17 protein-coding genes are annotated in these 13,075 nt (G+C 59.4%); 11 read left to right on the top strand and 6 right to left on the bottom strand.

Translation table 11 applies throughout. From position 1 onward, the window contains the following. Positions 1 to 68 precede the first annotated feature (68 nt). From GOX73_RS15420 to GOX73_RS15400, 5 genes are all read left to right on the top strand, one after another. Positions 69 to 605, top strand: coding sequence for an invasion associated locus B family protein (locus GOX73_RS15420; protein WP_171126408.1), 537 nt, complete (start codon positions 69 to 71; stop codon positions 603 to 605). Between the two features lie 135 nt (positions 606 to 740). Continuing rightward, positions 741 to 908 (top strand): hypothetical protein, encoded by a 168-nt coding sequence (locus tag GOX73_RS15415; RefSeq protein WP_171126407.1) that lies wholly within the window; start codon positions 741 to 743, stop codon positions 906 to 908. Positions 909 to 1,056: 148 nt separating this feature from the next. Then, entirely contained in the window at positions 1,057 to 1,434 is a 378-nt protein-coding gene (locus GOX73_RS15410) for a lysozyme inhibitor LprI family protein (protein WP_171126406.1), read from the top strand. Positions 1,435 to 1,512: 78 nt separating this feature from the next. Then, positions 1,513 to 2,703: a 23S rRNA (adenine(2503)-C(2))-methyltransferase RlmN gene (rlmN, locus tag GOX73_RS15405; RefSeq protein WP_171126405.1), complete on the top strand. Its 1,191-nt coding sequence runs from the start codon at positions 1,513 to 1,515 to the stop codon at positions 2,701 to 2,703. A 228-nt stretch (positions 2,704 to 2,931) separates the two neighbouring features. Next, entirely contained in the window at positions 2,932 to 3,558 is a 627-nt protein-coding gene (locus GOX73_RS15400) for a cytochrome P460 family protein (RefSeq protein WP_171126404.1), read from the top strand. Between the two features lie 4 nt (positions 3,559 to 3,562). On the opposite strand, the gene GOX73_RS15395 is transcribed toward GOX73_RS15400, so the two are convergent. Both GOX73_RS15395 and GOX73_RS15390 read right to left on the bottom strand, forming a co-directional pair. Next, complete coding sequence (locus GOX73_RS15395) at positions 3,563 to 3,907, bottom strand: hypothetical protein (RefSeq protein WP_171126403.1); 345 nt, start codon at positions 3,905 to 3,907, stop codon at positions 3,563 to 3,565. Continuing rightward, on the bottom strand, positions 3,904 to 4,821 hold the full coding sequence (locus GOX73_RS15390; RefSeq protein WP_171126402.1) for a DnaJ C-terminal domain-containing protein: 918 nt from the start codon (positions 4,819 to 4,821) through the stop codon (positions 3,904 to 3,906). The genes GOX73_RS15395 and GOX73_RS15390 overlap by 4 nt, the downstream gene beginning before the upstream one ends. A 154-nt stretch (positions 4,822 to 4,975) precedes the next feature. Between GOX73_RS15390 and GOX73_RS15385 the strand changes: the two genes are divergently transcribed. Then, entirely contained in the window at positions 4,976 to 5,362 is a 387-nt protein-coding gene (locus tag GOX73_RS15385) for a hypothetical protein (protein ID WP_171124558.1), read from the top strand. Here GOX73_RS15385 and GOX73_RS15380 read toward each other — a convergent pair whose 3' ends face one another. Further along, positions 5,363 to 6,463, bottom strand: a complete 1,101-nt coding sequence (locus tag GOX73_RS15380) for a cystathionine gamma-lyase (RefSeq protein WP_171126401.1) — start codon at positions 6,461 to 6,463, stop codon at positions 5,363 to 5,365. Then, complete coding sequence (locus GOX73_RS15375) at positions 6,464 to 7,306, bottom strand: TIGR00730 family Rossman fold protein (protein WP_171124554.1); 843 nt, start codon at positions 7,304 to 7,306, stop codon at positions 6,464 to 6,466. A gap of 79 nt (positions 7,307 to 7,385) precedes the next feature. On the opposite strand from GOX73_RS15375, the gene GOX73_RS15370 reads away from it, so the two are divergent. Next, positions 7,386 to 8,303 (top strand): threonine/serine dehydratase, encoded by a 918-nt coding sequence (locus tag GOX73_RS15370; RefSeq protein WP_171126400.1) that lies wholly within the window; start codon positions 7,386 to 7,388, stop codon positions 8,301 to 8,303. Between the two features lie 107 nt (positions 8,304 to 8,410). Then, the gene (dapD, locus tag GOX73_RS15365; protein WP_171126399.1) at positions 8,411 to 9,238 is read left to right on the top strand and encodes a 2,3,4,5-tetrahydropyridine-2,6-dicarboxylate N-succinyltransferase; all 828 of its coding nucleotides are present in this window, start codon (positions 8,411 to 8,413) and stop codon (positions 9,236 to 9,238) included. Positions 9,239 to 9,288: 50 nt separating this feature from the next. On the opposite strand, the gene GOX73_RS15360 is transcribed toward dapD, so the two are convergent. Then, positions 9,289 to 9,624 (bottom strand): cupin domain-containing protein, encoded by a 336-nt coding sequence (locus tag GOX73_RS15360; protein WP_171124548.1) that lies wholly within the window; start codon positions 9,622 to 9,624, stop codon positions 9,289 to 9,291. A gap of 97 nt (positions 9,625 to 9,721) precedes the next feature. Here GOX73_RS15360 and GOX73_RS15355 point away from each other — a divergent pair, with 97 nt between their 5' ends. Continuing rightward, entirely contained in the window at positions 9,722 to 10,066 is a 345-nt protein-coding gene (locus tag GOX73_RS15355) for a hypothetical protein (protein WP_170388822.1), read from the top strand. Between the two features lie 6 nt (positions 10,067 to 10,072). Here the strand turns inward: GOX73_RS15355 and GOX73_RS15350 are convergent, their stop codons facing one another. Continuing rightward, positions 10,073 to 11,131 (bottom strand): transporter substrate-binding domain-containing protein, encoded by a 1,059-nt coding sequence (locus GOX73_RS15350; RefSeq protein WP_171124546.1) that lies wholly within the window; start codon positions 11,129 to 11,131, stop codon positions 10,073 to 10,075. Between the two features lie 208 nt (positions 11,132 to 11,339). On the opposite strand from GOX73_RS15350, the gene dapE reads away from it, so the two are divergent. Together dapE and GOX73_RS15340 are read left to right on the top strand one after the other, a co-directional pair. Continuing rightward, on the top strand, positions 11,340 to 12,479 hold the full coding sequence (dapE, locus tag GOX73_RS15345; protein WP_171126398.1) for a succinyl-diaminopimelate desuccinylase: 1,140 nt from the start codon (positions 11,340 to 11,342) through the stop codon (positions 12,477 to 12,479). Between the two features lies 1 nt (position 12,480). Further along, positions 12,481 to 13,056, top strand: coding sequence for a TIGR04282 family arsenosugar biosynthesis glycosyltransferase (locus GOX73_RS15340; protein ID WP_171126397.1), 576 nt, complete (start codon positions 12,481 to 12,483; stop codon positions 13,054 to 13,056). Positions 13,057 to 13,075 lie beyond the last annotated feature (19 nt).

Below are 13,075 nucleotides of genomic sequence, written 5' to 3'. Positions count from 1 at the left end.
GAACCAGGCAGGGTTCGCAGGCATGTTCGGTGGGTATGAGGTATTAGGTCGAGCTAGGAGGCTGGACAATGGGATCAAAGCTTGTCCGCGTGATCGCGGGTCTTTGCGCGGCAGGGATGGCTACAACAGCAACCGCTCAGCAGGCGACCAGCACAAATCGCGTTGCAGCCAAAACTGACTGGAGCGTGTTCGTCGAGGATGATCCCACGGAATGCTGGAGCGTATCCGCCCCGAAAGAAACGGTAAACACACGCGGTGGGCGTGTTGTGTCGGTCCGCCGCAGCGACATTCTGTTGTTCGTCTTTTACCGCCCCAACGCCGAAGTGAAGGGTCAAGTCACGTTCACCGGCGGCTATCCCTTTGCAGCCGGTTCAACTGTTAACCTGGACGTTGACGGCACCAAGTTCGAGCTGATCACCGAAGGCGAATGGGCATGGCCCGCAACTGAAGGCGAAGACCTCAAAGTGGTTGCAGCTATGAAGCGCGGCACCGAAGCTGTCCTGACGGCCCGGTCCGAGCGTGGCACGCAGACCAAGGACACGTTCTCGTTGCTGGGGTTCACGGCTGCGATTGAAGACGCAGAAAAGCGCTGCACCAACCAATAGGTTTGTTCGCCAGATCGCCCCGTCATTTAGCTGGGTTCTCTTATGCCGGGTGTTGACCGTCAATTTGATCCGTATCAAAGCGAGGGGCCTCATTTTCTGAACTCATCGGTTCAGTAATGATGAAAGAACCTGCAGATGCTGAACAAATCCCTTTCTGCGTTGTTGATGGCAGCCACCGTGTTTCTTGGTGCGTGTGAAAAAGAAGCAGATACCTACCCAGCAACCGGGGACCAATGCGGCCCGGATGATCCGGTGAAAACATTGGACGCCTCGGACTGTGATATCCTGCCTGCCGGGGTCTGAGCTTCTTTCGGCGGCACAACTCAGTCCGAACAAACCTTAGGGCATCGGCCGCATAAGCCCTGCTGATGCGGCCAACACGCGTTTGGGGTCGCTGCCGATTGCGTGCTATTATAGCAATTGCCGCACCAGTGATTTCAGGGGGTTGGTCATGCGTTTTGCTTTTTTCGTCTTGTTGCTTTCGTCCTCCGCAGCGGCGGATCCTGCTTTGGAGTGTGGGGACGCTAGTTCCCAGGTCGAAATCGGAACATGTGTCGGCGACATGGAACAGCGCGTCGAACTGGCACTGGAGACAAGTTATGCCATTGCGATGCAGTCCGCGAAAGAACTGGACGACGTGACGCAACGCGTTGTCGTCCAGCCAGCCTTGGAAGCGTCGCAAGATGCGTGGATAAGATACAGGGACGCGCAGTGCGAAGCAGTGGGTGCATCGTATGGGGGCGGGTCGGGGACAGGCATCGGCATCACCTCTTGCCGCGTTGAGCTTGGCCGGGTGCGCGTGGACGAACTGCTGCGTCTTGCAAATTGATCTGTACGATTCCTTTTGATCTTTGCGCTGGGTCCTATATAGAGGCGCATCCCAAGCCAGAATCTGCCGAGATAGCCCATGTCGCCCAAAGCGCCGATCACTCAAGACGTCATGACGATCCCCCGCAAATTGCCCGAGGGGAAAGTGAACCTTGTCGGGCTGACCCGTGACCAGTTGCGCGCGGCGCTGATCGACCATGGCACGCCGGAAAAGCAGGCCAAGATGCGCACCGGTCAGATCTGGCAGTGGATTTACCAGTGGGGCAAGCGCGATTTCGCCGAGATGACAAACCTTGCCAAAGCGTATCGCGCCCAACTGGCCGAGCATTTCGTCATCGAAATCCCCGAGGTCGTGACCCGTCAGGTGTCCGAAGACGGCACCCGCAAATACCTGTGCCGCATCGCCGGTGGGCATGAGGTCGAGGTTGTCTATATCCCCGAGGAAGATCGCGGCACGCTGTGTATCTCATCTCAGGTCGGATGCACGCTGACCTGTTCCTTCTGCCACACTGGCACGCAGAAACTGGTGCGCAACCTGACCGCTGCGGAAATCGTCGGTCAGGTGATGATGGCGCGCGACGATCTGGACGAATGGCCCACCCCCGGCGCGCCCAAGGATGAAACACGCCTGCTGTCGAACATCGTTCTGATGGGCATGGGTGAACCGCTCTACAATTTCGAAAATGTCCGCGACGCGATGAAGATCGCCATGGACCCCGAAGGCATTTCTCTGTCACGTCGCCGGATCACATTGTCGACCTCGGGCGTTGTGCCTGAGATTGCGCGCACTGCCGAAGAAATCGGATGCCTGCTGGCGATCTCGTTCCACGCCACCACGGACGAGACGCGCGACGTACTGGTGCCCATCAACAAGCGCTGGAACATTGAGGAATTGCTGGGCGCTTTGGCCAGCTATCCCAATGCGTCGAATTCTGAACGGATCACGTTCGAATATGTGATGCTGGATGGCGTGAATGACAGTGATGATGACGCGCATCGTCTGATCGACCATATCAAGCGCCACAAAATCCCGGCCAAGATAAATCTGATCCCCTTTAACGAATGGCCCGGTGCGCCCTACAAACGCAGCTCGAACAACCGCATCCGGGCCTTTGCGAACATCATCTATCAGGCGGGATACGCGTCGCCGATACGGAAAACGCGCGGTGAAGACATCATGGCGGCCTGCGGCCAGTTGAAATCGGCCACCGAACGCGCCAGAAAATCCCGCAAGCAGATCGCAGCAGAAGCGGGCCTGGACGGGAACTAAGCCCTAAATTTACGCCATCCTCTGCCAGATTTTCTGCGTCAAACGCTGTCTATTGCATGCGTAGTTTGATATATTTGTCTGATCTAGACTCGGCATTTGCCTTCACTCAAGCACACAAAGCGGTGAAGGTAGGCACCCGGACATGGCGCGATTGTTCAAGAGCGCTATTGTTGCTCTTGCACGGCACGCGGCTTTCAACTGAACGAATTGACCATTTGGGCGATCAGTATGTTTTCTCGTTTGATAGCACTAAGACTTTGTTTAATTTCCGCACTTTCACTTGCAATTGTTGATGCGGGTCAGGCGCTGGCTCAGTCCGGGGGGGAGGATGCGCATCTGGCGATTGAAAACCCGGCAGAGTTGTCAAAGGAAGAAGCGCTGCAAATCTACACATCATTGCAAAGGCGAATGGCGCAAGGATATGCGGCAGCGCAGTTTGAACAGTTGAGAAATTACCAGAACTGGCCTCTGTTCAATGACGCGCCCTATATATCAGCGACGCATGGGCAGCGGTTCGTGAACAGCTATGCAAACCGTATGGCGCACAATTATGGGACTTTGCAGGAAGGTGAAAAACTGCCGATCGGGTCGGTGCTGGCCAAGGACAGCATGACCGTGACGGACGAAGGAAACACCCATCCCGGTGCGTTGTTCGTCATGGAAAAACTGGCCGAAGGCACCAGTCCGGAAACGGCTGACTGGCGCTATATCATGGTCATGCCGGACGGGTCCCTGTTTGGCGACACCATGGGGGATCGCGCGGACAACGTCGCCTATTGCCACGATTGTCATGAGGCCGTCGCGGATCGTGACTATACCTTTTTCGTGCCCGAGGAATACGTGGTCGGTAACTGACCAGTCACCTGGGGCCGAACCGCGCCGCGCCGATTACTTCGATCAGGGTTTGCCGCACGGGGTCGGGCTGGGCTTGGACCGCGCTCAGAACCTCGCGCAGTTCAGCACGCAACCCGTGCATCTGGTCAATCAACGAGATCATCATGGCCAGCGCGTCAGCCTCCATGTCGTACTGCTCGTGCAATTCACAGGCCAGTTCCAGCCGCGCCACATCCAGCGTGTGATATACCAATCCCCGGTTTGTCTGCTCCGGGATGACGATTTCGGCAGCGAGATATTCGGACAGCCGGGTCGACGTCAGCCGGGCAACGGTTGTGATCAGTTCCTCTTCGGTCAGGGTGCGTGTCATGACGGCATTCCTTTGCGCGGGTCATAGCTGTGGGCTTCGCGCCATGTTTCGAAGAAAGTTTTCAGGTCTGCATCTATCTCGTCTGGCAGGGCAACAGTCAGTTCGATCAACTGGTCGCCCCGTTCAGATGACCCGCGTTTTTTGACTCCCTTGCCACGCAACCGCAGCGTCTTGCCGCTGCTGGTTCCTGCAGGGACGCTGACATTGACGCCACCATCAATCGTTGGTGCAGGGACTTTTCCACCCAATATGGCCTCATCAATCGAGATGGGCAGAGTGATGTGGATATCGTCCCCCTGACGGTCAAAGACCGGATGCGGAGCGACCGAAACCGTGACCAGAGCATCACCCGGCGGCCCTTCTCCAAAGCCGGGATCGCCTTTGCCGCGCAAACGGATCGTCTGGCCATCCGTTATGCCTGCCGGAATTTTGACTTCGATCCGGTCGCCATCGGGCAGCGTCAGCTTCTGACTTGCCCCGAACACGGCATCCAGAAAGCTGATTTGCAGGCTGTAGCCGCGATTGTGGCCGGGCGCGTGAAAGTCCTGACTGCGCTGGCCAAAGCCGCCGCGCCCCCGCATGAACTCGGCAAAGATGTCGGACATATCGTCCGGGTCCGCAGCCCGCCCGCGATAGGGGTTTCCAGCAGCCTCGGCATAGTCGCGGTAATATTGCTGCTGGGCGCGTTCCTGACCCGAGGCGTCAATCTCGCCATTGTCGTATCGCGCGCGTGTGTCGGGATCTTTCAGCAGGTCATAGGCAGCAGCGGCAGCTTTGAACTTGGCCTCTGCCTCGGCGTCGCCGGGTTTCAGGTCTGGGTGACATTCCTTGGCGATACGCCGATAGGCTTTCTTGATTTCGGCAGCGGTGGCGTCTTTCGCAACACCAAGGACGGAGTAAGGATCGTCGCTCATCTCACCTCTCATCGGTGGGGGTCTGATCTTGATAGTTCCGTTTTATCATGCGATTTCAACAGGCCAAAAGGAAGGGGCTTTTGAAACGCCTCGCTAAATTGCTTAATCCTGCTAATATCTTCATGTTTCTAATTGATTGCTGACGGAGACCTCAATGACGCGCAGACTCAAGTCCATTCTGGCCCTGCTGGTCGGTAACGCCATCGGGTTGTTGCTTGCCGCGATTTTGCTGCCCGAATTCGCGATCCGGCCGATCTCGTTCATCGTTGTGGTGATCGTCTTTACGCTGGTTCAGTGGATCGCGGAGCCGCTGATCCTGAAGCTGGGTGAAAAGCGCGCCCCCGCGATCAAGGGTGGTATCGCACTGATCGTGACATTCGTGGGGCTGTTGCTGACCGACCTGATTACCAACGGTCTGACCGTTGGCGGAATTTCGAACCTGCTGGCGGCGACCTTGCTGGTCTGGCTGGGGGCGTTGATCGCCAGCATCGTGCTGCCGATCTATGTGTTCACTGAGCTGCGCGAGCAGAAGAAAAAGTAATCACGGCGCAGTCAGGCTGCTATTGATCGCCTGCCACAGTTCTTCGATGGGTTCGCAACCAACTGAAAGGCGGATGAAGGCCGGGTCCACATCGTCGCCCCACCGCGCGCGGCGTTCGGCTGAACTGTGGACGCCGCCAAAGGATGTGGCGGGACGCAGCATCGGGCAGGCGTTGATAAAGGTTTCGGCCTTGTCTTCGCTGTCCAGCGTGATCGACAGCAGGAATCCGAACCGCGCCACTTGCGCCTTGGCCAGCGCGTGCGCAGGATCAGAGGGCAGGCCGGGATAACGAATGGACTTTACCGCCGGGTGATCCGCCAACCGTTCTGCCAGCACCTGCGCCGAGGCACACATCCGGTCGAACCGCACATCCAGCGTTTCCAACCCGCGATGCAGCAGCCATGCCTCATGCGGGCCGGGGATTGCGCCTGAAACTTTGCGCCATTCCTCAACCCGCTCCATGATCTCCGCGTTGCGGCTGGCGACATGGCCCATCAGCAGGTCGGAATGCCCACCCATCGCTTTGGTATCTGACGCGACAACCACATCCACACCCAGATCTAGCGGCCGCTGACCCAGAGGGGTCATGGTGGTGTTGTCGGCAATCGTGATCCCTCCGACCGCGCGCACGGCTTGGGCAATTGCGGGCAGGTCCATCATGTCCAGACCGGGGTTCGAGGGGCTTTCGACAAAAACTACATCGAACCCGTCAAACCCGCCCTCGGTGAAACTGGTAGTGGACCGTTCAGTAACGGACACGCCCAGACCCGACAGGAACCGATCCGCCAGAACGCGGGTGACGTAATAGCCGTCGGACGGGATCAGGATGCGCGACCCGGCCTTGATGGTGGCAAAGAACGCCGCCGAGATCGCGGCCATGCCTGATGGGAACACAAGGCACGGCGCGTCCTCCAGATGGGCCAGAACATGTTCCAGATGCACCCAAGTTGGGTTATCGACCCGCCCATAGGTGGGCAGACCATCCGGCGCGCCGGGCAGGTGGTACATGCTGCTTTGCGTGAGGGGCAGCGCCACAGGGTCGCCTGCGTTCAGGGCATTGCCGCGGAGGTGCAGCATCTCTCCGGGTTTTGGGGCCATCATTCAGCGCCCCGGAATGTCGTCACGGGGCGGGGCGGGTTCCCAGTTCTCGATGATCTCGACCGCCTCTTGCGCGGTGTCGACAAAGCGGAACAGGTCAAGATCTTCGTCCGATATGGTGCCTGCATCGGCCAGCGCCTCCCAGTTGATGACCTTTTCCCAGAATTCACGGCCAAACAGCAAGAAGGGCACGCGATCCATCCGGCCGGTTTGAATCAGGGTCAGGGATTCAAACAGCTCATCCATTGTGCCGAACCCGCCGGGGAAGATCGTGATGGCGCGGGCGCGCATCAGGAAGTGCATTTTACGGATGGCGAAATAGTGGAAGTTGAAGCTGAGTTCGGGTGTCACGTATTCATTCGGCGCCTGTTCGTGCGGCAGTACGATGTTCAGACCGATCGAACAGCCGCCCGCATCCAGCGCGCCGCGATTGCCAGCCTCCATCACACCGGGGCCGCCGCCGGTGACGATCACATTCTCGCGGCAACCGGTCTGGTTCGATTTCTCGGTCATCAGCCGGGCAAACTCGCGTGCCTCGTCATAATATTGCGACAGACCGGCCAGCGTTTCGGTGCGCGCGGTGTGTTTCTGCGATGGTTCCGGAATGCGCGCACCGCCGAACATGACGATGGTTGAGGTGATCTGGCGTTCGGACATGATCATCTCGGGCTTGAGCAGTTCCAGTTGCAGGCGAACCGGGCGCAGTTCATCGCGGCACAGGAATTCATCATCGGCAAAGGCAAGGCGATAGGCGGGCGAGCGGGTCTGCGGCGTATCCGGCACCTCGCTCGCGGTCGAGCGGTCGGTCTGCGCGTCGCGGAACGGGCTGTGGCGGTCTTCTCTCATAGGTGAAGTTTCCCTGCTTGCGTGTTTCCAAAACAGCTATAGGGTTCGCGGTCAGAGTGCCAGTCACGGAAGAACAAGAATGAATTGGAAGAGCGAAATTTCAGCAGCCGCTGACCGGATTGCCGGATACGCACAGGTCACGCCGGTGATGGAAAGCCGTGCGCTAGGGTTGGACTATCCGGTTGAGATGAAGCTGGAGCATATGCAGCACACCGGCAGCTTCAAGGCGCGGGGGGTGTTCAACACGCTGCTCAGCATGGATGTCCCCGAGGCCGGTGTTGTGGCCGCGTCGGGTGGAAATCACGGGGCAGCGGCGGCTTATGCGGCTCAGACATTGGGGTATCCGGCCAAGATTTTCGTGCCCGAACTGGCCGGACCGTCCAAGATCGCGTTGATCCGGCAAACGGGCGCGGACTTGAGCGTGGTGTCGGGCGAATACGCCAACGCGTTGACGGCGGCAAAGGCGCATGAGGACGCGACCGGCGCGATGCAGATACACGCTTATGACGCGCCTACGACGGTGGCTGGTCAGGGCACCTGTTTCGCCGAATGGGACGCGCAGGGGTTGCAGGCGGACACTATTCTGGTCGCGGTCGGAGGCGGCGGTCTGATCGCCGGTGCGCTGGCATGGCTACAAGGGGCGCGCAAGGTTGTGGCGGTCGAGCCCGAGACATCCTGCGCGCTGAATGCCGCGTTAAGGGCCGGGGAACCTGTGGATGTCACCGTTTCGGGGATAGCGGCCAATGCGCTGGGCGCGCGGCGGATCGGGTCGATCTGCTTCGGACTGGCGCAGGGCATGACATCGGTTCTGGTGTCGGACGAGGCTATCGCCGAAGCGCAGAGGGTGTTGTGGCGCGCCCATCGGATTCTTGTCGAACCTGCTGGCGCAACAGCTTTGGCCGCGCTGCTGTCGGGCGCTTACAAACCCGATCCGCAAGAGCGGGTGGCGGTGCTTATCTGCGGTGGCAACATCTCTCCTGACCCGCTAGGCGGCTGAAACCGACCCGACCGGACGCAAACTGTGCCTGCTGCGTCGCATTGCGGCCAGTCCTTTGCTTGCGTATAGGCAAGACCAACGTGAACAGATTCTGCAGGGAGCCCTCCATGTCCAACGCTCAACTCGAAGCCGCCATCGAAGCCGCCTGGGACGCGCGCGACTCAATTACCCCCGCCACCACGGGAGAGCAGCGTGAGGCGATCGAGGATACGCTGAACGCACTGGACAGCGGCGCATTGCGCGTGGCGGAAAAACTGGAGAGCGGTGATTGGCACGTGAACCAGTGGGCCAAGAAAGCGGTTTTGCTGGGCTTCCGCATCAAGGATATGGAAATCCAGACCGGCGGCCCTCAGGACGGCGGCTGGTGGGACAAGGTGGACAGCAAGTTCGCCGGTTGGGGCGAGGACCAGTGGAAGGATGCTGGGTTCCGCGCCGTTCCGAACTGTGTCGTCCGCAAGTCGGCCTATGTCGCGCCGGGCGTGGTGCTGATGCCGTCTTTCGTGAATCTGGGCGCTTATGTGGACGAGGGCACCATGGTTGATACCTGGGCCACAGTGGGTTCCTGCGCGCAGATCGGCAAGTACGTCCATCTATCGGGCGGTGTGGGTATCGGCGGCGTGCTGGAACCGATGCAGGCCGGCCCAACCATCATCGAAGACAACTGCTTTATCGGTGCACGGTCGGAAGTGGTCGAGGGCTGCATCGTTCGCGAAGGCTCGGTTCTGGGCATGGGCGTGTTCATCGGCAAGTCGACCAAGATCGTCGACCGCGAAACCGGTGAGGTCATGTATGGCGAAGTGCCACCCTATTCGGTAGTTGTCGCCGGTTCGATGCCGTCCAAGAACAATATCAGCCTGTACTGCGCGGTGATCGTGAAGCGGGTGGATGAAAAGACCCGCTCGAAAACAGGGATCAACGAATTGCTGCGCGATTAAAACTCGCTCCAGCCGGAAAAGGGCCGCAGCATCGCGCTGCGGCCTTTTTGTTAGCCTTTCACCGGATAGCGGTCGGGTTCTTCGAACACGTCGATCACCCGAGACCCGGCTTTGATTTTGCCGCCATGTTCGACGCCCGTGGGGATCGTATAGCTGTCGCCGGGGCGGTAGGTTCGCGTTTCATCCCCGATGGTCAGTTCAACCTCACCTTCGATCACTGTTCCCCATTGGGCCTTGTGCGAATGCGGGGGCAGTTCAAAATCCTTCAGGAAAGTGAAAAACGCCACCAGTCCGGCATCGGACCGGATCACGGCGGTTTGCACGACGTCCTCGGGGAAGGGCACGTCGAGGCTGGGAAAATCGGTGATGAAATCTGGATATGTCATGAAGCACCTTTTTGACTAACGGCGGGGCCACTATGACGACGCGCATGCGTCAGCGCAATCGCTTGACCGGGAAGGTGCACGGGGCTATGGCCCCCGCATGGAAAAGCAAAAGAAACCGTCCCGTCAGCAAGTTTACACCCTGCTTGTGCAGATCGGTCGCAAGGATGGCGACGGCCTGCCCGAAGGCGCGACCGGGGCGGCGTTGATGTGTTTCGCCAGTGGTGTGGATGAGGCCGAGGCGGTGCGCGAGACCGTGGCGATCCTGAAGCAGGCGGACACGGCGCCTCTGGATGTGACCGGCTATGGCACTCTGGCCGAGCGTGAGGCGCAAGGCCACGACATTGATCCTGATGAGCGGGCCTTGATGCAGCGCGCGCTGGACGAGAACGCGGTTATCGTCGCGCAGATGACACCGTTTTTCGGAGATGAGGAACCGGCTTAGGCCGCCTTAGTTCCGCACCCCGAACCACTTGCGATAAATCTCGTCATAGGTGCCGTCCTCACGCAGAGACAGCAGCGCCTGATTGACGTCCTCGACCAAAGGCGAGCCCGTCGGGAAAGCGATCCCGTAATTTTCGCGCAGGAAAACACCACCGGTGACCGATGCGATCCGCCGCCCTTCATGTGAGGCAAAGTAGGCCAGGATCGGGGCATCGAACACGACCGCATCGAGCTCTTCATTCTTGAAGGCGTCAAGCAATGGGTCCAACCCGTCGTAGCCGACAAACTCGATCTCGCGCCTGTTCAGGAAATTGGCTGCGGTTGAATTGGAAATCGTGCCAACCTGCTTTCCGTAAAGATCATTGACCGAATTCACATTGCCGCTGATGGCGTCGACGGTCATCACAGAGGTAATCCGCGCGGTGAAAACGGATACGATAAACAGCGAAGATACGACCAGAACAACACCCAACAGCCGACCAAACGGGGTGCGCGGCATCCGTTCCTCGAACCCGCCATTGACCACAAGGTTCAGCGCCCACCAGAAGGACGGGAACCATGCTTCGTCCAACTTGCGGTCGAAATAGGGTTGCGAGCGGCGTTCGAATATCCACATCAGCATGCCGCCACCCAGAAGGATCGCAAAGGCAAGCCCGATGGCGATAAACAACTCGACCGATAGCAATGCCTGCAGCAGTGACGGTCGCCGCACAGCGTCAGACGGGACCATGATCTGCAAACCCGCCTCGAAAATGGGTTGGCTGAAATCCATCTGGGTTTCGCGTGAGGCGGTGATCGAAATATTTGCGATGGCCAGATCAGCAGACCCGTCCTGAACAGACCCCAGCATTTCGCCAAAAGCCTCGACTCGGTTGATCTCGTAGTCCCAGTTCAGGGACTCGGACAGCGCCGCAAGCAGATCCATCGAAAAACCGGTCTGTGCCCCATCCTCTACATAGGAAAATGGGGTACGGGTCACGGTTGCGACCGACAGCGTCTGGGCCTGGCTTTGCTGTGCGAGAACGGCGAAAGTCAGGCAGATCAAAGCGAAAAGGACTCGTTTCATCGTCAATTTACCTGTTTCGCCGCCCTGTAACTCAGTTTTGAACAAGGCGGCAAGATGGTCTTGGGGTAAACGGGCATGTTTTATTGAGATATCAAACTGAGGTCTATGCAAAAAAGCCGCGGGAAATGGGGGTGTAGGGGTTGGCAATCCACTCAATTCGTTGAATCTGTGCGCGATCCTGCGAAGCCACAATCAGAAAGGGCGAGAAATGACAGATCCGGTACAACTCACGGCAGACCTGATCCGTTGCCCTTCGGTCACACCCGAGGAAGGCGGTGCTCTTGTCTTGCTTGAGCGCACCCTGTCCGACGCCGGGTTCGAGTGCACGCGCGTGGACCGGGGCGGCGTCAGCAATCTGTTTGCCCGTTGGGGCGCGAAAGGACATGCGCGCAGCTTTGGGTTTAACGGTCACACCGACGTTGTTCCGGTTGGGGATGAGGCCGCATGGACAATGCCGCCCTTCGGGGCCGAGATCAAAGATGGTGTCATGTATGGCCGCGGAACGACGGACATGAAGTCCGGTGTTGCGGCCTTTGCCGCGGCTGCCGTTGATTTCGTGCGGGACACACCTCCGGACGGGGCGGTGATCCTGACGATTACGGGCGACGAAGAAGGTGACGCCGTGCACGGGACGACCGCGTTGCTGGACTATATGGACCGCGCGGACGAGAAGATGTCGGTTTGTCTGGTGGGTGAACCGACCTGTCCCAATACGATGGGCGAGATGATGAAGATCGGCCGCCGTGGGTCCATGAACATCTGGTTCACCGTGACTGGCGTGCAGGGGCACGCGGCCTATCCGCACCGGGCCAAGAATCCGATGCCCGCAATGGCGCGGTTGATGGATCGTCTGTCCAGTCACGAACTGGATCAGGGGACGGATCACTTCGACGCCTCGACACTGGCCGTTGTGACGATCGACACCGGAAACCCTGCAACCAACGTGATCCCCGCGCAATCTAGCGGGGCCGTGAACATCCGGTTCAACGACCTGCATTCCGGGGCCAGCCTCAGCGATTGGCTGCGGGCCGAGGCCGCTGCGGTGGCGGAGGCGTTCGGGGTTGAGATCGACCTGCGGATCAAGATTTCAGGCGAAAGCTTCCTGACACCCCCCGGCCCTTTGTCTGATCTTGTTGCCAAGTCGGTTGAGGCGGAAACGGGCGTGAAACCTGAGTTGTCGACCACTGGTGGCACCTCGGACGCGCGATTTGTGAAGAACCACTGCCCGGTGGTGGAATTCGGTCTGGTCGGGCGCACGATGCATCAGGTGGACGAATGCGTTGAGGTAGCGCAGATCGAACAGCTCAAGGCGATCTATACGCGCATCCTGCGGGACTATTTCGCCTGACATGCAGCGTAGTTTGGTCATCATGGTGAAAGAGCCGCGCCCGGGGCGGGTAAAAACCCGGCTGGGCCGCGATATCGGCATGGTCGGGGCAGCGTGGTGGTTTCGCCATCAGACCCGTTCGCTGATCCGACGCCTGCGCGACCCGCGTTGGCAGATCGTGCTGGCAGTCGCGCCCGACCGCGAGGGGCTGATCAGCCCCATCTGGCCTGCTGATCTGCCACGCGCCGCGCAGGGGCGCGGAGATCTGGGCGATCGGATGGGCCGGATGCTGCGCGGGATGCCGCCGGGGCCGGTCTGCCTGATCGGCGCAGATATTCCGGGCATTACGCGTACTCATATTGCAGGGGCCTTCAAGGCGCTGGGGTCGGCGCAGATGGCATTTGGCCCTGCGCACGACGGTGGCTATTGGCTGGTGGGCGCGCAGCGATACGGCGCGCTGCCCAGCGGCCTGTTCCGCAATGTGCGCTGGTCCACCGAATATGCACTGGCGGACACGCTGTCCTCTGTCCCCGGTCAGCGCGTGGCGCTGCTGAACCCGTTGCGAGACGTTGACACGGTGGCCGATCTGAAACCCTGATCCGTTTTTGGTCATGACG

Source organism: Ruegeria sp. HKCCD7221, assembly GCF_013031225.1.
In the GTDB taxonomy this organism is placed as follows: Bacteria; Pseudomonadota; Alphaproteobacteria; order Rhodobacterales; family Rhodobacteraceae; genus Ruegeria.
The sequence above is the reverse complement of the archived record's forward strand: the minus strand, read 5'-3'. Positions and strand labels throughout refer to the sequence as shown.

Bases quoted from the DNA above. Each gene is read 5' to 3' on its own strand.
- GOX73_RS15420 (WP_171126408.1), top strand. From the start codon at position 69: ATGGGATCAAAGCTTGTCCGCGTGATCGCGGGTCTTTGCGCGGCAGGG.
- GOX73_RS15415 (WP_171126407.1), top strand. From the start codon at position 741: ATGCTGAACAAATCCCTTTCTGCGTTGTTGATGGCAGCCACCGTGTTT.
- GOX73_RS15410 (WP_171126406.1), top strand. From the start codon at position 1,057: ATGCGTTTTGCTTTTTTCGTCTTGTTGCTTTCGTCCTCCGCAGCGGCG.
- rlmN (WP_171126405.1), top strand. From the start codon at position 1,513: ATGTCGCCCAAAGCGCCGATCACTCAAGACGTCATGACGATCCCCCGC.
- GOX73_RS15400 (WP_171126404.1), top strand. From the start codon at position 2,932: ATGTTTTCTCGTTTGATAGCACTAAGACTTTGTTTAATTTCCGCACTT.
- GOX73_RS15395 (WP_171126403.1), bottom strand. From the start codon at position 3,907: ATGACACGCACCCTGACCGAAGAGGAACTGATCACAACCGTTGCCCGG.
- GOX73_RS15390 (WP_171126402.1), bottom strand. From the start codon at position 4,821: ATGAGCGACGATCCTTACTCCGTCCTTGGTGTTGCGAAAGACGCCACC.
- GOX73_RS15385 (WP_171124558.1), top strand. From the start codon at position 4,976: ATGACGCGCAGACTCAAGTCCATTCTGGCCCTGCTGGTCGGTAACGCC.
- GOX73_RS15380 (WP_171126401.1), bottom strand. From the start codon at position 6,463: ATGATGGCCCCAAAACCCGGAGAGATGCTGCACCTCCGCGGCAATGCC.
- GOX73_RS15375 (WP_171124554.1), bottom strand. From the start codon at position 7,306: ATGAGAGAAGACCGCCACAGCCCGTTCCGCGACGCGCAGACCGACCGC.
- GOX73_RS15370 (WP_171126400.1), top strand. From the start codon at position 7,386: ATGAATTGGAAGAGCGAAATTTCAGCAGCCGCTGACCGGATTGCCGGA.
- dapD (WP_171126399.1), top strand. From the start codon at position 8,411: ATGTCCAACGCTCAACTCGAAGCCGCCATCGAAGCCGCCTGGGACGCG.
- GOX73_RS15360 (WP_171124548.1), bottom strand. From the start codon at position 9,624: ATGACATATCCAGATTTCATCACCGATTTTCCCAGCCTCGACGTGCCC.
- GOX73_RS15355 (WP_170388822.1), top strand. From the start codon at position 9,722: ATGGAAAAGCAAAAGAAACCGTCCCGTCAGCAAGTTTACACCCTGCTT.
- GOX73_RS15350 (WP_171124546.1), bottom strand. From the start codon at position 11,131: ATGAAACGAGTCCTTTTCGCTTTGATCTGCCTGACTTTCGCCGTTCTC.
- dapE (WP_171126398.1), top strand. From the start codon at position 11,340: ATGACAGATCCGGTACAACTCACGGCAGACCTGATCCGTTGCCCTTCG.
- GOX73_RS15340 (WP_171126397.1), top strand. From the start codon at position 12,481: ATGCAGCGTAGTTTGGTCATCATGGTGAAAGAGCCGCGCCCGGGGCGG.